Origin of the sequence: Sulfitobacter sp. THAF37 (assembly GCF_009363555.1) — a bacterium.
In the GTDB taxonomy this organism is placed as follows: Bacteria; Pseudomonadota; Alphaproteobacteria; order Rhodobacterales; family Rhodobacteraceae; genus Sulfitobacter.
Genome location: NZ_CP045372.1, coordinates 424,773 through 443,090, shown reverse-complemented (window position 1 = coordinate 443,090; position 18,318 = coordinate 424,773). Strand labels below are relative to the sequence as shown.

General features: G+C 65.1%; 18 protein-coding genes. 9 read left to right on the top strand and 9 right to left on the bottom strand.

Translation table 11 applies throughout. The features are described from left to right. The first annotated feature begins 1 nt into the window (after position 1). Genes FIU94_RS02215 through FIU94_RS02205 form a run of 3 tightly spaced genes read left to right on the top strand, consistent with a single transcriptional unit; the run spans position 2 to position 4,040 of the window. Positions 2 to 1,207 (top strand): serine hydrolase, encoded by a 1,206-nt coding sequence (locus FIU94_RS02215; RefSeq protein WP_254702594.1) that lies wholly within the window; start codon positions 2 to 4, stop codon positions 1,205 to 1,207. After that, a complete protein-coding gene (locus FIU94_RS02210; protein WP_152464229.1) occupies positions 1,204 to 3,159 on the top strand; it encodes an acetoacetate--CoA ligase in 1,956 nt (651 codons plus the stop codon). Before FIU94_RS02215 ends, FIU94_RS02210 begins: the two co-directional genes overlap by 4 nt. Positions 3,160 to 3,170: 11 nt before the next feature. Further along, positions 3,171 to 4,040 carry an acyl-CoA thioesterase II gene (locus FIU94_RS02205; RefSeq protein WP_152464228.1) on the top strand — a complete coding sequence of 290 codons (870 nt, stop codon included), beginning with the start codon at positions 3,171 to 3,173 and terminating at the stop codon, positions 4,038 to 4,040. A gap of 14 nt (positions 4,041 to 4,054) precedes the next feature. On the opposite strand, the gene FIU94_RS02200 is transcribed toward FIU94_RS02205, so the two are convergent. From FIU94_RS02200 to FIU94_RS02165, 8 genes are all read right to left on the bottom strand, one after another. Further along, on the bottom strand, positions 4,055 to 4,591 hold the full coding sequence (locus FIU94_RS02200; protein WP_152464227.1) for a gamma carbonic anhydrase family protein: 537 nt from the start codon (positions 4,589 to 4,591) through the stop codon (positions 4,055 to 4,057). Positions 4,592 to 4,595: 4 nt separating this feature from the next. Then, positions 4,596 to 4,964 carry a VOC family protein gene (locus FIU94_RS02195; protein WP_152464226.1) on the bottom strand — a complete coding sequence of 123 codons (369 nt, stop codon included), beginning with the start codon at positions 4,962 to 4,964 and terminating at the stop codon, positions 4,596 to 4,598. A gap of 4 nt (positions 4,965 to 4,968) precedes the next feature. Beyond that, complete coding sequence (locus FIU94_RS02190) at positions 4,969 to 5,742, bottom strand: SDR family oxidoreductase (RefSeq protein ID WP_152464225.1); 774 nt, start codon at positions 5,740 to 5,742, stop codon at positions 4,969 to 4,971. Positions 5,743 to 5,746: 4 nt separating this feature from the next. Further along, entirely contained in the window at positions 5,747 to 6,517 is a 771-nt protein-coding gene (locus tag FIU94_RS02185; protein WP_152464224.1) for an SDR family NAD(P)-dependent oxidoreductase, read from the bottom strand. Beyond that, positions 6,514 to 7,827 carry an acyl-CoA dehydrogenase family protein gene (locus tag FIU94_RS02180; RefSeq protein WP_254702593.1) on the bottom strand — a complete coding sequence of 438 codons (1,314 nt, stop codon included), beginning with the start codon at positions 7,825 to 7,827 and terminating at the stop codon, positions 6,514 to 6,516. The genes FIU94_RS02185 and FIU94_RS02180 overlap by 4 nt, the downstream gene beginning before the upstream one ends. Before the next feature lie 83 nt (positions 7,828 to 7,910). Continuing rightward, positions 7,911 to 8,690, bottom strand: a complete 780-nt coding sequence (locus FIU94_RS02175) for an enoyl-CoA hydratase-related protein (RefSeq protein ID WP_152464223.1) — start codon at positions 8,688 to 8,690, stop codon at positions 7,911 to 7,913. Beyond that, on the bottom strand, positions 8,687 to 9,979 hold the full coding sequence (locus FIU94_RS02170) for a 3-hydroxyacyl-CoA dehydrogenase (protein WP_152464222.1): 1,293 nt from the start codon (positions 9,977 to 9,979) through the stop codon (positions 8,687 to 8,689). Before FIU94_RS02170 ends, FIU94_RS02175 begins: the two co-directional genes overlap by 4 nt. Next, positions 9,976 to 11,682 (bottom strand): class I adenylate-forming enzyme family protein, encoded by a 1,707-nt coding sequence (locus FIU94_RS02165; protein WP_152464221.1) that lies wholly within the window; start codon positions 11,680 to 11,682, stop codon positions 9,976 to 9,978. The genes FIU94_RS02170 and FIU94_RS02165 overlap by 4 nt, the downstream gene beginning before the upstream one ends. Before the next feature lie 330 nt (positions 11,683 to 12,012). On the opposite strand from FIU94_RS02165, the gene FIU94_RS02160 reads away from it, so the two are divergent. From FIU94_RS02160 to mnhG, 6 genes are read left to right on the top strand one after another with little or no spacing between them, the layout of a single operon-like run. Continuing rightward, positions 12,013 to 14,889 (top strand): monovalent cation/H+ antiporter subunit A, encoded by a 2,877-nt coding sequence (locus tag FIU94_RS02160; protein WP_152464220.1) that lies wholly within the window; start codon positions 12,013 to 12,015, stop codon positions 14,887 to 14,889. Between the two features lies 1 nt (position 14,890). Further along, positions 14,891 to 15,253: a Na+/H+ antiporter subunit C gene (locus FIU94_RS02155; RefSeq protein WP_152464219.1), complete on the top strand. Its 363-nt coding sequence runs from the start codon at positions 14,891 to 14,893 to the stop codon at positions 15,251 to 15,253. Then, positions 15,250 to 16,923, top strand: coding sequence for a monovalent cation/H+ antiporter subunit D (locus tag FIU94_RS02150; RefSeq protein WP_152464218.1), 1,674 nt, complete (start codon positions 15,250 to 15,252; stop codon positions 16,921 to 16,923). The genes FIU94_RS02155 and FIU94_RS02150 overlap by 4 nt, the downstream gene beginning before the upstream one ends. Position 16,924: 1 nt before the next feature. After that, complete coding sequence (locus FIU94_RS02145; RefSeq protein ID WP_152464217.1) at positions 16,925 to 17,425, top strand: Na+/H+ antiporter subunit E; 501 nt, start codon at positions 16,925 to 16,927, stop codon at positions 17,423 to 17,425. Then, on the top strand, positions 17,422 to 17,709 hold the full coding sequence (locus tag FIU94_RS02140; protein ID WP_152464216.1) for a K+/H+ antiporter subunit F: 288 nt from the start codon (positions 17,422 to 17,424) through the stop codon (positions 17,707 to 17,709). The genes FIU94_RS02145 and FIU94_RS02140 overlap by 4 nt, the downstream gene beginning before the upstream one ends. Further along, entirely contained in the window at positions 17,706 to 18,104 is a 399-nt protein-coding gene (mnhG, locus tag FIU94_RS02135) for a monovalent cation/H(+) antiporter subunit G (protein WP_152464215.1), read from the top strand. The genes FIU94_RS02140 and mnhG overlap by 4 nt, the downstream gene beginning before the upstream one ends. Here the strand turns inward: mnhG and FIU94_RS20825 are convergent. After that, entirely contained in the window at positions 18,101 to 18,241 is a 141-nt protein-coding gene (locus FIU94_RS20825) for a hypothetical protein (RefSeq protein ID WP_172975830.1), read from the bottom strand. The two genes, mnhG and FIU94_RS20825, sit on opposite strands and share 4 nt — an antisense overlap. Between the last annotated feature and the right edge of the window lie 77 nt (positions 18,242 to 18,318).

Below are 18,318 nucleotides of genomic sequence, written 5' to 3'. Positions count from 1 at the left end.
CATGGGCGGATTTGATGCAGCGCGCCTGGACCGCATCGCGGTCTGGATGCAAAGTTACGTGGATCAGCGCCGGTTTGCAGGCTGCGCCGTCCTTCTCGCCCAGGGCGGGCAGGAGGTCTATTACCACCAGACGGGCCTGCGGGACCTGGCGGCAGGCACGCCGTGGCAGCGTGATACCGTCGCCCGCATCTATTCCATGACAAAGCCGGTCACGAGCCTTGCGCTGATGACCCTGGCGGAAGAGGGGCTGTTTCACCTCGACGCGCCGGTGTCCGACTTTCTGCCCGCTTTCTCTGACATGACCTGCCTGGTGGAGGGCGCCACAAGCGCCGATCAGGTCGAACCCTGCGCGTCGCCCACGCTGCACCAGCTGCTGACCCATACCTCGGGCCTCAGCTATGCCTTCAACCCCGGCCCGCTGGGCGCGCTGATGGCCCAGCACAAGATCGAATTCCGCGCCGGCCAGCCGGGCCTCGCCGCCATGTGCGACGATCTGGCCAGGCTGCCGCTGGCCTTCCGCCCCGGCACCCGCTGGGAATACTCGGTCGGGATCGACGTGATCGGCCGGGTGATCGAGGTCGTCACCGGCCAGACGCTGGAAGACGTCCTTGTCGAGCGCATCTTCGATCCGCTGGGCATGGACGACACCCGGTTTTCCGTGCCCGCGTCGGCGCGCGACCGTTTCGCCGCCTGCTACACCCCGCTGGCCGAAGGCGGCTTTACCGTGGGCAAGGCGGACAAAGGGGCGGACCCCCTGCGCCTGATCGACACGGCGGACAAGTCGCCCTTTCTCGCCGCCACGCTGCTGTCGGGCGGCGGCGGGCTGGTCGGCACCATCGACGACTACCTCAAGTTCACCGAAATGCTGCGCACCGGCGGGGCGGGGATCATCGGACCCAAGACGCTGGATTTCATGATGCGCAACCACCTGCCGGGTGAGATCGCGTCGATGGGACCGCAAAGCTTTGCGGAACAGCCGATGGAGGGCATGGGCTTTGGCATCGGCGGGGCGGTCCTGCTGAATCCGGGCCGCGCCCGCTCGCCGGGGTCGGTGGGGGATTTCAGCTGGGGCGGCATGGCCTCGACCTTCTTCTGGGTCGATCCGGTGTTCGACCTCTCCGCGATCTTCTTCACGCAGTTGGTGCCCAGCAGCGCCTACCCGGCGCGTCCGCAGCTCAAGGCACTGGTCCACGGCGCGCTGACATGACCGCGCCGGTCCTCTGGGCGCCCTCGGAAGAACGGCGCGCGGCCAGCACAATGGCCGCTTTCGAACGCTGGCTGGCCGATCACCGGGGGCTGCGCTTTGACGATTACAACGCCATGTGGCGGTGGAGCGTCGAGGACCTTGAAGGCTTCTGGACCGCGATCTGGGACTTCTTCGATGTGCAGGCCAGCACCCGGCCCGAAAAGCTGCTGGTCAAGCGTCAGATGCCCGGCGCCGAATGGGGCACCGGCGCACGGCTGAACTATGCGGATCAGGTGATGAAACACGCCGAGGGCCGCGAGGATCTGCCCGCGCTGATCGTGCAGTCCGAGACCTTTGGCCGCCGGGAATTGAACTGGGGCGACCTGCGCCGCCAGGTTGCCAGCGCCGCGGCTGGGCTGCGTGCGATGGGCGTGGGGCCGGGCGACCGCGTCGTGGCGATCCTGCCCAACACCGACACCGCGCTCATCGCCTTTCTGGCGTCCGCCAGCATCGGCGCGGTCTGGTCGCTCTGCGCACCGGATATGGGGCATGTGGCGATCCTCGACCGCTTCAGGCAGATCGAACCCAAGGTGCTGATCGCGCAGGACGGCTATGTGCACGCGGGCAAGACCATCGACCGCCGCGCGGTGCTCGCCGACATCGCGGCGGGCCTGCCCAGCGTCGCCCAATGCGTCACCGTGCCGGTGGTGGGCGATGTGCCGGAGGGTCACGTCACATGGGACAGCCTGACCGGCGATGACGTGGCCTATCGCGCTGAACAGGTCGGTTTCGAACATCCGCTCTGGATCGTCTATTCCTCGGGCACCACGGGCAACCCGAAACCCATCGTGCACGGGCACGGCGGTATCATTCTTGAGGCGGCCAAGCAGTCTCTGCACCACGACCTGACGGACCGCGACAGGTTCTGCTGGCTCACCTCCTCGGGGTGGATCATGTGGAACGCGCAGTGGATGGCGCTGGGGCAGGGGGCCACCGTCGCCCTGTTCGACGGCGCGCCGAACCATCCCGACATGGGCGTCGTCTGGCGGTTCATCGCGGACGAACGGCTGACCTACTTCGGCGCTGGTGCGGCGTTCTACAGCGGCTGCATGAAGGCGGGCGTGACCCCGCGTGCGGAGGTGGACCTGTCCGCGCTGCGCTCGCTCGGCTCCACCGGCTCGCCGCTGTCCTCGGACGCCTACGACTGGATCTACCGCGACGTGAAGGCCGACCAGTGGCTCGCGCCGATCTCGGGCGGGACCGACCTCGCCGGGGCCTTTGTGCTGGGCCATCCCGGCATGGCGGTCCGCGCGGGCGAGATGCAGTGCCGTGCCCTGGGCAACGCCGCACGCGCCTATGACCCGCAGGGCAACGAACTGGTGGACGAGGTGGGCGAACTGGTCTGCACCGAACCGTTGCCGTCCATGCCGATCTACTTCTGGGGCGACGATGACGGCAGCCGCCTGTTCGACAGCTACTTTGCCGACTACCCCGGCGTCTGGCGCCACGGCGACTGGATCAGCATCGACGCGGAAGGTCACAGCGTGATCTGGGGCCGGTCCGACGCCACCATCAACCGCAAGGGCCTGCGCCTCGGCTCGGCCGAGATCTACCAGGCGGTGGAGGGGCTGGACAGCGTTCTCGACAGCCTGGTGGTCGACCTCGAATTCCTGGGCCGCGACAGTTTCATGCCGCTCTTCGTGGTGCCCGCCCCCGGTGTGGCCTTTGACGATGCGCTGAAAGACCAGATCAACGCCGCCATCCGAAGCGGAGTATCCGCCCGTTTTATTCCGAATGAAATCATAGAGATACAGGAAGTTCCGCGCACCTTGTCCGGCAAGAAGCTTGAGGTTCCCGTCAAAAAGCTGTTGTTGGGGTGCGACGCTGCCAAGGTCGTGAACCGCGATTCCATGGCCAATCCGGACAGCTTCGACTTCTTTATCGCCTATGCCGCGGCACGGGCCCAGACCTGAGAAAGCCCCCCATGACCGCCGTTGCCGAAGAACTGCTGGACCTGCTGGACATCGAACAGCTTGAGGTGGATCTGTTTCGCGGCATCGGTTCCGGCGGGGAAACCACCACGCGCATTTTCGGCGGTCACGTGATCGCGCAGGCGCTGATGGCGGCCTACCGCACGGTGGAAGACCGGCTGTGTCATTCGCTGCACGCCTATTTCATCCGCCCCGGCGACCCGTCGATCCCGGTGATCTACCAGGTCGACCGCGCCCGCGACGGCGGCAGCTTCACCACCCGGCGGGTGGTGGCGATCCAGCACGGCAAGCAGATCTTCAACCTGTCCGCCTCGTTCCACGTGGCGGAAGAGGGGTGGGACTATCAGCACCCCATGCCCGACGCGCCGCCGCCCCACGACTGGCCCGACCGGCCCGCCCTGCGCGCCGCCAACGTCGAGAAGATCCCGGAGAAGTACCGCGAAGAATTCCTGCGCGAACGCCCCATCGAAATCCGCGAAATCGAACCGCGCGACCTGTTCAAACCCGAGCCCGCCGACGACCGGAACCGGCTGTGGTTCCGGATGGAAGCCGCCAATGGGCAGGGGCCGCAGATGCAGCACTGCCTGCTGGCCTATGCCTCGGACATGAACCTGCTGGGGTCATCGCTGCGGCCCCACGGGCTGACCTGGTTTCAGGGCAAGGTGATGACCGCCAGCCTGGACCACGCCATGTGGTTCCACGCGCCGATCGAGTTTTCGGACTGGCATCTCTACGACCTCGACGCGCCCTGGACGGGCGGCGGCCGCGGCTTCAACCGGGGGCTGGTCTACAATCACAATGGCCAGCTGGTCGCTTCCGTCACGCAGGAAGGGTTGATGCGCCCGCGGAAGAAGCGGGGATAGGGCTGCGGCCCGCTTCAGGGCTGAAGCTGGCGCAGATTGTCTTCCGTCAGGCGTTCGATCCCCTGCGCATAGTTCAGCGCATTCAGGTGGTAGAAGCGCGCATTCGCCAGGTTGGCCGCCCCGTTGTCACGGGTCTTGACCAGCTTCGCCGGGCTTCCGGCGATGATCGAGTTTTCAGGAAATTCCGATCCTTCGGTCACGATGGCATGGCCTGCGACAATGGAATTGCTGCCGATCTTTGCGCCGTCCATGATTGTCGCGCCGATCCCGATCAGGACACGGTCGCCGATCTCGCAGCCGTGCAGGACCACGCGGTGGGTGATCGAGCAATCCTCCCCGACGATGGTCGGCGTGGCATAGCCCACGTGGATCATCACATGGTCCTGAATATTCGTGCGCGCGCCGATGCGGATCTCGTGCATTTCGGCACGGGTGACGACATAGGGCCAGACGGAACTGCCCGGCCCCAGCGTCACCTTGCCGAAAAGCTGCGCACTGTCGTGGATGAAGGCGGGGTCATTCAGCGTGACATGGGGGCCGATGTAGGACATGCGATCACCCAAACACAAAGAAGCACAGCTTGTTGCCGTCGGGGTCGCGCACGTAGGCGCCATAGAACCGGTCAGGGATGCGCTGGCCCGGTGCGCCCTCGTCCGGTGCACCCAGGTCCAGGGCGCGGGCGTGCATCGCGTCCACCTCTGCCTTGTCTTCGCAGGTAAAGGCGATCATCGTGCCGTTGCCGGGGTTGGGCGCGTTGCCGTCGTAGGGTTCGCACATGGCCAGCATCGGCTGGCCGCGCCCCGACGACAGAAAGGCGATGCGCCCCTGATCCATCACCACCCTGGCCTTGCCCTCGAACAGGTCGCCATAGAACGTCTTGGCGCGGTCCATGTCCGCCACGCCGATCGTCGCATATCCGATCATCCGCCTACTCCTCGAAGCCGCCGAACCGGCGGTTCAGCTTGCGCATGCCGCCGATCCAGCGGTCGTAGTTTTCGGTCTTCTTGCGCATGTAGCCCAGCACCTCGGGGTGGGGCAGCACCAGGAAGGTTTCGTCCCGGATCGTCTGCACGCAGGCTTCGGCCACCGGGGCGGGTTCCATCATGCCGTCGATGGCCGCCACATGGTCCTCATGTCCGCGCGTCATCTCGGTGCGCACGGCCTGGGGGCAAAGCACGCTGACCTTGATCCCCTGATCGCCATAGGTCATCGCCAGCCATTCCGCCAGCCCCACGGCCGCATGCTTGGTCACGCCGTAGGGCGCCGATCCGACCTGGTTCAGCAGACCCGCGGCAGAGGCGGTGTTCAGGAAATACCCGCCGCCGCGTTCGGCCATCTTTGGCACCAGATGCCGCGCGGCCCAGACATGGGACATCACGTTGATTTCCCAGATGCGCTGCCAGGCGTCGTCCTCGACCTCGACGCCGCCCGCGACGGAAATGCCCGCGTTGGAGCAGAACAGGTCAATCGGTCCCACCTCGGCCTCGACCTTGTCGATCATGGCGGTGATCTGATCCCTGACCGACACATCCACCATATGGGCGGTGCCGCCCATCATCGCGGCGGTTTCCTCCGCGCCCTTCAGGTCGCGGTCCACACAGGCGATGTGTTTCGCGCCTTCCTCGGCATAGCGGATGCACATGGCGCGTCCGATGCCGCTGGCGGCGCCGGTGACGACGATGATCTTGTCTTTCAGTTCCATAGCGTCACGTCCACATGTTGGAGCCGCCGCAGACGGTCAGGGCCTGACCTGTCATGTAGCGGCTGGCATCGGAAGCAAGGAAGACCGCAAGGCCCGCGAAATCCTCCGGCTCGCCCAGGCGGCGCAGGGGGATCTCTTCCTTGATGCGTTTCTCGACCTCGGGGTTGTCCCACAGCTCGCGGGCGAATTCGGTCTTGACCAGACCCGGACAGATCGCGTTGAAACGCAGCCCCTTCGGACCGAATTCCGCCGCCAGATTGCGGCACAGCCCGATCAGCGCCAGCTTGGACATGCCATAGGTCCCCAGCATGACAGAGGGCTTGAAGGCCCCGATGGAAGAGGTAAAGGCCATCGACCCCGACCCTTTCTCGATCATGTCGGGGGCCACCATCTGCGCCAGCCAGAGGTTGGATTTGACGTTGGCGTTCATCGTCTTGTCGTAGGCGTCGTCGGGAATTTCCGAGGTCTTGCCATAGTAGGGGTTCACACCCGCGTTGCCGATCACCACGTCGATCTTGCCCGCCTTTTCGTGGGTCTGATCCACCAGCGCCTGCAGCTGGTCCTTGTAGCCGACGTTGCAGGCGATGCCATGAGCCTTGCCCTTGCCAAGGGCATTGATCCCCTCGGCGGCTTCGTCAAGCTGGTCCTGCTTGCGGGCGGAGATGACAACCGTTGCGCCATGTTCGGCCAGTGCCGTGGCCATCGCCAGGCCCATGCCCTTGGAGGCGCCGGTCAGCAGCGCCACTTTTCCGGTCAGGTCGAAAAGATTGCTCATCCCATGAACCCCGCGCTGCCCCGGTTTTCGGTGTGCTGCTTGGCCGCGTCCTGGCGGGCGTTGCTTTCCTTGTAGGTCTTGACCTCGTGGCGCGCGATGACGTGGTGATGCACCTCGTCCGGGCCGTCGGCGTAGCGCAGGGTGCGCTGCTGGGCGTACATGCCCGACAGCGGCGACCACTGGGAGATACCGGTGGCGCCATGCACCTGCATCGCCTGGTCGATGATGTCGCAGACCTGTTCCGGCACCTTGGCCTTGATCATCGACACCCAGATGCGGGCCTCCTTGTTGCCGAGCACGTCCATCGCCTTGGCGGCCTTGAGCACCAGCAGGCGCATCGCTTCGATCTCGATCTTGGCGCGGCTGATGGTTTCCATGTTCTTGCCCAGGTCGATGATCCGCTTGCCGAAGGCTTCGCGCGACAGGCCGCGTTCGATCATCAGGTCCAGTGCCTTTTCCGCCTGCCCGATGGAGCGCATGCAGTGGTGAATGCGGCCCGGCCCAAGGCGGACCTGGCTGATCTCGAACCCCTTGCCTTCGCCCCAGAGGATGTTGCTTTCGGGGACGCGGACATCGGTGAACCTGATGTGCATGTGGCCGTGCGGCGCGTCGTCATGGCCAAAGACATGCATCGGCCCCAGGATTTCCACGCCCGGCGTGTCCAACGGGACAAGGATCTGCGACTGCTGGCGGAAGGGTTCGGCGTCGGGCGAGGTCTTGACCATGACGATCATGATCTTGCAGCGGGGATCGCCGGCGCCGGAGATATAGTATTTCTCGCCGTTCATCACCCATTCGCCGTTTTCCAGCACAGCGGACATGGCGATGTTCTTGGCATCCGACGACGCGCGGTCCGGTTCCGTCATGGCAAAGGCCGACCGGATTTCACCGGCCAGCAGGGGCTTGAGCCACTTTTCCTTCTGCTCTTTCGTGCCGACCCGTTCCAGCACCTCCATGTTGCCCGTGTCGGGGGCCGAACAGTTCAGCGTCTGAGAGGCCAGCGGGTTCTTGCCCAGTTCCGCCGCGATATAGGCATAGTCGAGGTTCGACAGACCTTCGCCGGTTTCCGCGTTGGGCAGAAAGAAGTTCCACAGGCCCGCGTCGCGGGCTTTCTGCTTGGCCCCTTCCAGCAGTTCCAGCTGGCGCGGGTGATAGGACCAGCGGTCCTCCTGCGCGTCGCCCAGCCGGTGATATTCTTCGCTGATCGGGTCCACATTTTCGCGGATGTGCTTGATCACGGCGTTCAGCAGGGGCTTGTTGCCCTCGGACATTTCGAGGTTGTTCAGCTCCGGTGGGTTCATGTCGCTCATCAATTGTGCCTCCCTGGGCATTGTTCCGTCTGCATTTTTCCGGTTCCTAAGGAACCGTTAAATTCGTGTCCCCGCGGGGACAGCTACTTGTTGACCCAGTTGGGCCTGCGTTTTTCCACAAAGGCGTTGACGCCCTCCTTGAAGTCTTCGGTCTTGGCCAGATCGGCCTGCACCTCGCGCGAGTAGGCCAGGCTTTCGGGCAGGCCATCGGCCACGGCCATGGAATTGAGGATGCGCTTGGTCGCCTTCACCGAGGAGGGCGAGACGCTGCACAGCTCTTCGGCCTTGGCCATGGCGCGGTCCATCAGGTCGGCGGCGGGCAGCACCTCGTTCACGCAGCCCAGGCTCAGCGCCTCGGCGGCGTCGATGGTACGGCCCGTCAGCATCAGTTCCTGCGCCGCCAGCCGCCCGATGTAGCGCGACAGGCGCTGCACGCCCGACGCGGAGGCGAAGAAGCCGACCTTGACCTCGGGCAGGGCGAATTTGGCGTTCTCCGACGCGAGGATGATGTCGCACGACAGCGCGGTCTCGAACCCGCCGCCCATGGCAAACCCGTTCACCGCGGCAATCAGCGGTTTTTCCAGATCGAAACGCGCCGACAGCCCGGCGAAACCGCTCTGCGGCAGGCCCTTCTTGATGCCGCCCTGCTGCGTCGCCTTGAGGTCGTTGCCCGCCGAGAACGCTTTTTCCCCCGCGCCGGTCAGCACGGCGACCCAAAGGTCCTGATCCGCCGCGAAGGCATCCCAGCAGTCGCTCATCTCGTGGTGCATGTCCTCGTTGACCGCGTTGTAGACGTCGGGCCGGTTCATGGTGACAACCAGGATGTGCCCCTTTTTCTCGGTCTTGATGTAGTCGTAGCTCATACCTTCAGCCCTCCGGTGTCGATCTCGGTGAATTTGCCGCCTGTCTCGGCCAGTTTGCGCAGGGTGTCGGCGGGGGCGAATTCGGGGTCGTCCGCGCCCAGTTTCTCCATCCGGTCCAGCACCGCCTGCGCGCCGACCATGTCGCCATAGAACATCGGGCCGCCCTTGTCGGCAGGCCAGCCGTAGCCGTTCAGCCAGACCACGTCGATGTCGCTGGGGCGCTGGGCCTTGTTCTCTTCGAGGATCTTCACCGCCTCGTTGATCATCGGATAGATGCAGATTTCGATTATGTCGTCGGCGTCCATCTTGCGCGGTTCCGCGCCGGTGATGTCGCGGATGATGTCCGCGGTCACGTCCGAAGGCACGGGGCGGCGGTTTTCGTCGTAGTCGTAGAACCCCGCGCCGGTCTTCTGGCCGCGGCGGTCCATCTCGCACAGGGCGTCGCGTATCGGGTTCTGGGTCTTGGCGCCCTTGGACCAGCCGATGTCGAGACCGGCCAGATCGCTCATCTGGAAGGGGCCCATCTTGAACCCGAAGGCGTTCAGCGCCGCGTCCACGTCCCAGGGCATGACGCCGGAATCAACCAGCTTGTTGGCCTGTTTCTGACGGGCGAAAAGGATGCGGTTGCCGACAAAGCCGGGGCAGACGCCGACCAGCACCGCGACCTTGTTGATCTCGCGGGCCAGCGCCATGGAGGTGGCGACCACATCGTCGGCGGTATGGTGCGCGCGTACGATTTCCAGCAGTTTCATGACGTTCGCGGGCGAAAAGAAATGCAGCCCGATCACGTCCTCGGGCCGCTTGGTCATTCCCGCGATTTCGTTGATGTCCAGCGCCGAGGTGTTGGTGGCCAGGATCGCGCCGGGCTTCATCACGCTGTCGAGTTCGGTAAAGATCTTGCGCTTCAGCTCCATGTCCTCGAACACCGCTTCGATCACCAGGTCGCAGTCGGCCAGATCCGCGATGGCCAGCCGACCGTCAAAGCGGTCCATCCGCGCCTCGACCTCGTCCTGCGGGAAACGGCCCTTGTCGGCGCTGCGCTGGTAGTTGCCGCGCACGACCTTCAGGCCACGGTCCAGCGCCTCTTGCGTTGTTTCGACGATTTTCACCGGGTATCCCGCGGTGGCAAAGTTCATCGCGATGCCGCCGCCCATGGTGCCCGCGCCGATGATGCCCACGGTTTCGATCTTGCGCCGGGCGGTGCCGTCGGGCAGGTCCGGGACCTCCCAGGCGGCCTTGCCCGCCGCTGCGATGTACTGGCCGGTCTCTTCTTCTGTCGGTTGGGTCATGCGGTTTCTTCCATTTGTTGCAAACAGGCCGCGCGCAGGGCGCGGCGGTCGATCTTGTCGGTGGCGCCACGGGTCAGGGGGGTGTCCTGACACCACAGCAGGGCAGGGACCTTGAAGCTGGCCAGATGCCCCTCAAGCGCGCGTGCCATTTCCTCGCGGTCGAGCGTGGCGCCCGGGCGCAGTTGGACGATGGCCCCCACGATTTCGCCCAGCCTTTCGTCCGGCACGGAAAAGGCGCAGGCTTCGGCGACCTGCGGCAGCCGGTGGAGCGCGCCTTCCACGTCCAGGCAGGCGATGTTTTCACCGCCACGGATGATGATGTTCTTCTTGCGGTCCAGGATCGTGACATAGCCTTCGTCGTCGATCACGCCCAGATCGCCGCTGCGCAGCCAGCCGTCCTGCATCGTCTCGGCGGTCGCCTCTGGCATGTTGAGGTAGCAGCGCATGTTGGCCGGGCTCTTGACCGTGATCTCGCCCAGCGTTCCGGGGGGGACATCGTTGCCCGCATCATCGAGAAAGCGCAGTTCCTGCACCGGCGGATGCAGTTTGCCCGCGCAGTCGGGGCGGGCCTTGTAGTCGTCGCCGATCATGCCGATGCCAAGCGCCTGGGTTTCGGTCATGCCCCAGCCGGTGGCGACGCCCGCTTCGGGAAACGTCTCGGCGATGGTGGCGACCTGTGCGGCGGGCCGTTTCGCGCCGCCCGCGCCGATGTAGTCGAGGGTGGGCAGGGATTCGCCCATGCGCCGGGCGGCCTCGGCCAGTTCGGCGGATTGCGTCGGCACCCCGAGAAAGCGGGTGACGCTGCCGTCGCGGATCAGGCGCACCGCCTCTTCCGGGTCCCAGCGGTACATCAGCGTGACCTTGGCCCCGGCGGGCATCGACAGCAGAAAGACGGGATGGGTCGCGGTGACGTGGAACAGCGGCGTGACCACCAGCACCGAAGGGCGGGGCGGTTCCGGCGCGTCGGGTTCCGGCGGCGTGACCAGCGGGGCGACGACCGATTGCATCAGCCAGCTGAACACCGCATTCACCGCGCCCCGGTGGGTCTGCACCACGCCCTTGGGGTGGCCTGTGGTGCCAGAGGAATACATCACCGCAAAGTCGTCGTCGGTGTCGATCGCGACCTCGGGGGCCGCGTCGCTGGCGGCGCCATCGTACAGCGCGGCATAGTCGTGGTCGCCCCGTCCGGCGCCGTCGCGGCAGCCGATCAGTGCAAGGTCCAGCGGTTCTTTCAGCGGGGCGAGCCGTTCGATCCTCGGCCGGTCGGCAAAGACGATCCGCGCGCCGCTGTCGCGCAGGGCATAGTCCAGCTCTTGCGTGGTCCACCAGGCATTGAGGAACACCACCGTCGCCCCAAGCGAGGAGATCGCCATGATCGCGGTCAGCAGTTCGGGATAGTTGCGCATGGCAATGGCCACCCGGTCGCCCTGGCGCACGCCCAGATCGTCGCGCAGCGCATGGGCGATGCGGTGGGCGTGGATGCGGAATTCATCGTAGGTCAGGCTTTCGCCCTCGTAGGCGAGGTATTCCAGCGTGCCATCCCCCTGCTTGGCGCGGCTGGCGGCCATCAGGGCGGGAACGGTGGGCGGGACGTTGCGAAAGGCCTTGTAGGGTATGCCACGGATTTCGACCTCTTCCACCGCAAAGGTGGGGTCGGTGGCAACGACGTGGCGCACCGCCTCTTCCGGGGTCATGGCGGTCATGATGCGGCGCGCCGGAATCGCAGTGTGGGCTTTTGGTGTCGCATGATATCCTCCCAGATTGCGTGCCGCGCCGCCTCCTCCTCAGGTTGCGCGACTCTCCCGGTGGAAGCTAGCCAGTAAAAGCGGCGCTGCCAATACCGCAGGTCGGAACTTCGTTTCGCAAATGGTCACTTCCCTTGCGTCACATTCTTTGGATTTGCTGTCCGCGCCCGCGACCTGCGGCAAAAGATGTCACGGTTTTGCGACGATTTCTCTGCTGTTCGCCTTGAGAAACCTTAAAAATTCCCTCAACAATACGGGACTGCACAGGCTGACAGATCAGGAGTTCGCGTGTCCCTCTTTCTTATCGTTGCTCTGCCCTTTCTGGGTGCACTGTTGCCCGGATTGATGAATTCGGCGGGGCGCTCTGCCTGTGCGGGCGTGACATTCACCGTGACCCTTGCCGCCTTTGTCGGGCTGCTGACCAATCTGCCCGCCGTGCTGGCGGGCGAGGTGGTGACGGTGGGGGTCGAATGGCTGCCGATGCTGGGCATGAACGTCAACCTGATGCTGGACGGGCTGGGTTTCTTCTTTGCCGCGCTGATCCTGGGGATCGGGATGCTGATCATCATTTACGGTCGGTTCTACCTGTCGCGCAAGGACAACATGGGAGAATTCTTTACCTACCTGCTGCTGTTCCAGGGGGCGATGGTCGGCATCGTTCTGAGCGACAACATCCTGCTTTTGCTGGTGTTCTGGGAGCTGACGTCGCTGTCTTCCTTCCTGCTGATCGGCTATTGGAAGCACCTGCCCGAAGGGCGGCAGGGCGCGCGGATGGCGTTGACGGTGACGGGGATGGGCGGTCTTGCCATGATCGGGGGGATGCTGATCCTGGGCCAGATCGTGGGCAGCTACGACCTGAGCGTGATCCTGCAAAACCGCGACATGATCCAGGCCAGCCCGCTGTACATGCCCGCGCTGATCCTGATCCTGCTGGGGTGTTTCACCAAATCGGCGCAGTTCCCGTTCCATTTCTGGTTGCCCCACGCGATGGCGGCCCCCACGCCGGTCAGCGCCTATCTGCATTCCGCGACGATGGTGAAGGCGGGGATTTTCCTGATGGCGCGGATGTGGCCGGTGCTGTCGGGCACGCCGGAATGGTTCGTGATCGTGACCACCGCGGGGCTGGTGACGATGGTGCTGGGCGCGGTCATTGCGCTGTTCAAGCATGACCTGAAGGCGCTGCTGGCGTTCTCGACCGTCAGCCACCTGGGGCTGATCACCATGCTTCTGGGCACCGGCACGGCCTTTGGCGCGATGGCGGCGGTGTTTCACATTCTCAACCACGCGACGTTCAAGGCGGCGCTCTTCATGTCCGCCGGGATCGTCGATCACGAGGCGCATACCCGCGACATCCGGCGGCTGGGCGGGTTGCGGCACCTGATGCCGATCACCTTTGTCATCGCCACGGTGGCGGCGCTGTCGATGGCCGGTATCCCGCTGCTGAACGGGTTTCTCAGCAAGGAAATGATGCTGGAGGAGGCGACACACACGGTGCTGTTCGATACCTGGTGGCTGGTGCCGGCGCTGGCGCTGGTCGGGTCGTTGTTTTCCGCCGCCTATTGTTTCCGCCTGATCGGGCATACCTTTCTGGGGGCAAAGCGCGACGATTACCCGGCGCATCCGCATGACCCGCCCTTTGGCATGTGGGCGCCGCCCGCGCTGCTGGTGGTGCTGGTCGTGGTGATCGGGGTGGCGCCGTTCCTGGTGCAGGATTTCGTTTTCCTGGTGGCGCGCGCCGTCATCGGGGGGGTGGCGCCGCTTGAGGTGCATTACATCAAGATCTGGCACGGGCTGGTGCCCGCGCTCTACCTGTCCGTCGCGGCGGTGGTCGGGGGGTTGATCGTGCTGGCGCTGTTCAAGCCGTTGCTGCGGATGTGGGATGCCGCCCCGCGCCCCGAGGCCAAGACCATTTTCGAGGCGACCATCGCCGGAGCCGTGTCACTGGCACGCCGGGTGATCCACGGGCTGCACAACGGGGCCTTCACCCGCTATGCGGCCATCATGGCGGTGACGGTGGTGGCGCTGGGCTATCACGCCTGGCGGACCGGGACGATCGGACCCGCGACGCGGACCATGCAGCCCGCCGGCGCGATCGAGATCGCGGGCTGGGCCATGCTGGTGGCGGCGACGCTGGGGCTGGTGTTCCTGCATCGCAATCGCCTGCTGTCGCTGATCCTGATCGCGATCGTGGGGCTGATGGTGTCGGTCGGCTTTGTCGTGTTCAGCGCGCCGGACCTGGCCATGACGCAGCTTACCGTCGAGGTGGTGACGATCATCCTGCTCCTGCTGGCTCTGAATTTCCTGCCGAATCGCACGCCCATCGAAAGCACGGTCTTGCGCCGGATGCGCGATGTGGCCGTGGCGGTCGCGGGGGGCGTGACGGCGGCGTTCATGTCGTGGCATTTCCTGCTGCGTGACGCGGTGTCCTCCCCGATTTCCGAGTTCCACCTGGCCAACTCCTACAAGGGGGGCGGCGGGACCAACGTGGTGAACGTGATCCTGGTGGATTTCCGGGGCTTCGATACCTTCGGCGAGATCATCGTGCTTGGCATCGCGGCGCTGCTGATCTACGCGCTGACCGAAACGCTGCTGGACGGCCCGGTACGGGCGCGGCTGCTCAACCGCAAGCCGGACCAGCCGCGGGCGGGCGACATGCATCCGATGATGATGGTGGTGCTGACGCGCGTGATCATGCCGGTGGTGCTGATGGTGGGCTTCTTCATCTTCCTGCGGGGGCACAACGAACCCGGCGGCGGCTTCATCGCGGGGCTGGTGGTGTCCATCGCCGTGGTGATGCAGTACATGGCCAGCGGCTTCAGCTGGGCCGCCGCGCGGCAACGCTATCCCTATCACGGGATCATCGGCGCGGGCGTGCTGGTGGCGGGGCTGACCGGCATCGGGTCGTGGTTCGTCGGCAAACCCTTCCTGACCTCGGACTACACCTATGTCCGGATCCCGCCCTTCCATGAGTTCGAGCTGGCCACGGCGGCATTGTTCGACCTGGGCGTGTTCCTGGCGGTGGTTGGCGCGGTGATGCTGTCCTTGGAGAGTTTCTCGCGACTGGCGCGGCGCGCGCATATGCCCGAAACCGACCACGCGATGGACATCGACCCCTCGCGCGATCCGGACGATCCCACAAATCCCAAACTCGAAGGGGGCGTGTGAGATGGAATTTCTCGTTGCTTCGGCCATTGGCGTGATGACTGCCGGGGGGCTCTACCTGGTGCTGCGCCTGCGGACCTTTCCGGTGATCATGGGCATTTCGCTGCTGACCTATGCGGTCAACGTGTTCCTGTTCGCTTCCGGGCGGCTGACCTTGGGCGCGCCGCCGATCCTGACGGATGCGGAACGCTATACCGATCCGCTGCCGCAGGCGCTGGTGCTGACCGCCATCGTGATCTCCTTCGGGATGACGGCGGTGATCGTGATGATCGCGCTGGGGTCCTACCTGGGTGCCGATGACGATCACGTGGACGATCCGGTCGCGGCCGATGGCATGTCGGATGACGTGGCGGAGGACAAGGCATGACCCATTGGATCATCGCCCCCGTCGTTCTGCCCGCGATGCTGGCCCCGTTCATCGTGCTGGCCGCGCGCTATCACATCGGCATTCAGCGGGTCTTCTCCGTCGCCGGGGTGCTGGCGCTGATCACGATCGCCGCCGGGCTGACCTGGCAGGCATCCGACGGCACCGTGACGCTGTACCAGCTGGGCGACTGGGCCGCGCCCTTCGGGATCGTGCTGGTGGCCGACCGGCTGAGCACGATGATGGTGCTGCTGACCGCGGTGCTGGCGCTGTTCGTGCTGCTTTATGCCATCGGGTCCGAATGGGACAACAGGGGGCGACATTTCCACGCGCTGTTCCAGTTCCAGCTGATGGGCATCATGGGGGCCTTCCTGACCGGCGACCTGTTCAACCTCTTTGTCTTTTTCGAGGTGCTGCTGATCGCCTCCTACGGGCTGATGATCCACGCGGGCGGCAATGCGCGGCTGCGGGCCGGGGTGCAATATGTGCTCTACAACCTGCTGGGATCGACGCTGTTCCTGTTTGCGCTGGGGGCGCTTTATGCCCAGACCGGTACGCTGAACATGGCCGATCTGGCCGAACGTGTCGCGCTGATCGGCGCGGAGGAAACGGTGGGCATCCGCATCGCGTCGGTGATGCTGCTGCTGGTCTTTGCGGTCAAGGCGGCGCTGGTGCCGGTGCATTTCTGGCTGCCGTCGAGCTATGCCGAGGCGCCGGCCCCGGTAGCGGCGCTGTTCGCGATCATGACCAAGGTGGGGGCCTATGCGATCATCCGGGTCTACACGCTGATCTTTGGCCCCGACGTGGCGGCGACCGAGGGGCTGCACGGGCTGTGGCTGATGCCGCTGGCGCTGGTGTCGCTGGCCATCGGCATGGTCGGCGTGCTGGCGGCGCGGCAGTTCGACCGGCTGGTCGCCTTTTCGGTGATCGGGTCGATGGGGATGGTCATGGTCTCCATCGCGCTGTTCACACCTGCGGGCATTGCGGCGGCGCTGTATTACATCATCCATTCGACACTGGCGGCGGGGGCGCTGTTCCTGATCACGGACCTTGCCCGCGCGGGCCGGTCAGACCTGAACCTGGCGGCGCAGCCGCCGATCGCGGGCGGGCCGCTGACGGCGGCGCTGTTCTTTGTCGCGGCCATTGCCATGGCCGGGCTGCCGCCGCTGTCGGGCTTCGTGGGCAAGCTGCTGATCCTCGATGCGGGGTTCGCCAGCGGCTGGGTGGTCTGGATCTGGGCGGTGGTCCTGGGGTCCAGCCTGATTTCCGTGGTCGGCTTTGCCCGGGCGGGCAGCGTGCTGTTTTGGAAAGCCCGCAGCCTCTCTGTGCCCGACGACGAGGCGGAGCCGGAAGACACCAAGAGCGCGGAGAACTTCGCGGCGACGATCCGCCGCGACGACGGGCTGACGCCCCCGGTGCTGTCCTATGCCGCGGTCGGCGGTCTGGTGACGCTGCTGGTGCTGCATACGGTTCTGGCCGGGCCGATCTATCGCTATACCGATGCGACAGCGGCACAGCTGTTCGGCCCCGACGACTATGTATCGACCGTGCTGGACACCCAGGGCAAGCTGACGCGCCCCAAGCCGGAAGGCTATGACGACGGCTATGGCGACAAGGCCGCTGATGGCGAGGATGCGGCGGGCCATGGCACCACCAAAGAGGAGGGACATTGAGATGATGCGCGCCTTTCGGTGGCTGTTGCCACATCCTTTCCTGACCCTGTTGCTGGCCGCGGTCTGGACCCTGCTGCAGAATGACATCTCTGCCGGGATGGTCGTTTTCGGCGTGCTCCTGGGCATCTTCATTCCCATCGCCACCGCGCAGTGGTGGCCCGACCGGCCAGGCGGGATCAGGCCTTTCAGGATGCTGAGCTACTGCTTGCTGGTGATGTGGGACATCATCGTGGCCAACATCGAGGTTGCGTGGATCGTGCTGACCAAATCCAATGCCTCCATGCGCCCGGCCTGGGTGGTGATCCCGCTGGACCTGCGCCAGCCCGAGGCGATCACGGTTCTGGCGGGCACCATCACCCTGACGCCGGGCACCGTGTCGGCGGACCTGTCGGACGAGGGGCACAGCCTGCTGGTCCACGCATTGGATGTGCCGGACCCGGACGCCGTCCGGGACGAGATCAAGCACCGCTACGAGCGCCGATTGAAGGAGATTTTCACATGACCCTTGCCAGTGACGTGATGCAATGGTGCCTGATCGGGGCGTTTGTCTGTGTCGCGCTGAGCCAGCTGGGCGCGATGGTTCGGCTGCTGATCGGACCCTCCACGGGCGACCGTATCCTGGCGCTCGATACCATGGTGATCAATGCCATCGGATTGATCGTTCTGCTGGGGCTGGCGCAGGGCACGGCGATCTATTTCGAGGCGTCGCTGATCATCGCCATGCTCGGCTTCGTGTCGACGGTGGCCTATGCGCGGTTCGTGCTGCGGGGGGACATCATCGAATGATGCTGGAAGTGATCGGAACATATGCCGTGGCATTCTGCCTTGCCGTCGGGGCGTTCTTTGCCCTGGTTGCAGCGGTCGGCCTGCTGAAGCTGAACGATTCCATGACGCGGCTCCATGCGCCGACCAAGGTGGGCACGGTGGGCATCGGGGCGTTGCTGCTGGCGTCGATGATCAATTCCTTTGTCCAGGGCGAAGGGTCCCTGCACGAGCTGCTGATCATCGCGTTTTTGTTCGTGACGGCGCCGATCTCGGCGAATTTCATCGCCAAGGTGAACATCCACAAACGGGCCTGCGACCTGCCGCCCGCCCCGCCGCAGGATACGACCTGGTCCACCCTGAACGTCCCCGAGGCGGACTTGGAGATCGAGGTGAAGGAAACTGAGCGACAAGGCTAAGTTTCCGTCAGGCGTGTGCTGACGTCCTGCATGGTGATCGTCAGCCGCAGGTCGCGGGCCATCAGGACTGGAAAGACGGGGCCGGACGTGGAGGGCGAGAGCCGGTCTGCCGACAGTAGCCTGGAGAGCGGTGACATGTCCAAAGGTCGGGGGAGCGGCCAAGCGGACGTTCATGGAGAATGCGGCGGACGGCGGTTTTGAGCGCATGTTTTAT

Excerpts from the sequence above, each read along its gene's own strand:
- FIU94_RS02145 (WP_152464217.1), top strand. The coding sequence starts at position 16,925 with ATGATGCGCGCCTTTCGGTGGCTGTTGCCACATCCTTTCCTGACCCTG.
- FIU94_RS02140 (WP_152464216.1), top strand. The coding sequence starts at position 17,422 with ATGACCCTTGCCAGTGACGTGATGCAATGGTGCCTGATCGGGGCGTTT.
- FIU94_RS20825 (WP_172975830.1), bottom strand. The coding sequence starts at position 18,241 with ATGTCACCGCTCTCCAGGCTACTGTCGGCAGACCGGCTCTCGCCCTCC.
- FIU94_RS02200 (WP_152464227.1), bottom strand. The coding sequence starts at position 4,591 with ATGTCCTACATCGGCCCCCATGTCACGCTGAATGACCCCGCCTTCATC.
- FIU94_RS02210 (WP_152464229.1), top strand. The coding sequence starts at position 1,204 with ATGACCGCGCCGGTCCTCTGGGCGCCCTCGGAAGAACGGCGCGCGGCC.
- FIU94_RS02175 (WP_152464223.1), bottom strand. The coding sequence starts at position 8,690 with ATGAGCTACGACTACATCAAGACCGAGAAAAAGGGGCACATCCTGGTT.
- FIU94_RS02190 (WP_152464225.1), bottom strand. The coding sequence starts at position 5,742 with ATGGAACTGAAAGACAAGATCATCGTCGTCACCGGCGCCGCCAGCGGC.
- FIU94_RS02195 (WP_152464226.1), bottom strand. The coding sequence starts at position 4,964 with ATGATCGGATATGCGACGATCGGCGTGGCGGACATGGACCGCGCCAAG.
- mnhG (WP_152464215.1), top strand. The coding sequence starts at position 17,706 with ATGATGCTGGAAGTGATCGGAACATATGCCGTGGCATTCTGCCTTGCC.
- FIU94_RS02180 (WP_254702593.1), bottom strand. The coding sequence starts at position 7,827 with ATGAGCGACATGAACCCACCGGAGCTGAACAACCTCGAAATGTCCGAG.
- FIU94_RS02155 (WP_152464219.1), top strand. The coding sequence starts at position 14,891 with ATGGAATTTCTCGTTGCTTCGGCCATTGGCGTGATGACTGCCGGGGGG.
- FIU94_RS02170 (WP_152464222.1), bottom strand. The coding sequence starts at position 9,979 with ATGACCCAACCGACAGAAGAAGAGACCGGCCAGTACATCGCAGCGGCG.
- FIU94_RS02205 (WP_152464228.1), top strand. The coding sequence starts at position 3,171 with ATGACCGCCGTTGCCGAAGAACTGCTGGACCTGCTGGACATCGAACAG.
- FIU94_RS02150 (WP_152464218.1), top strand. The coding sequence starts at position 15,250 with ATGACCCATTGGATCATCGCCCCCGTCGTTCTGCCCGCGATGCTGGCC.
- FIU94_RS02215 (WP_254702594.1), top strand. The coding sequence starts at position 2 with ATGGGCGGATTTGATGCAGCGCGCCTGGACCGCATCGCGGTCTGGATG.
- FIU94_RS02185 (WP_152464224.1), bottom strand. The coding sequence starts at position 6,517 with ATGAGCAATCTTTTCGACCTGACCGGAAAAGTGGCGCTGCTGACCGGC.
- FIU94_RS02165 (WP_152464221.1), bottom strand. The coding sequence starts at position 11,682 with ATGACCGCCATGACCCCGGAAGAGGCGGTGCGCCACGTCGTTGCCACC.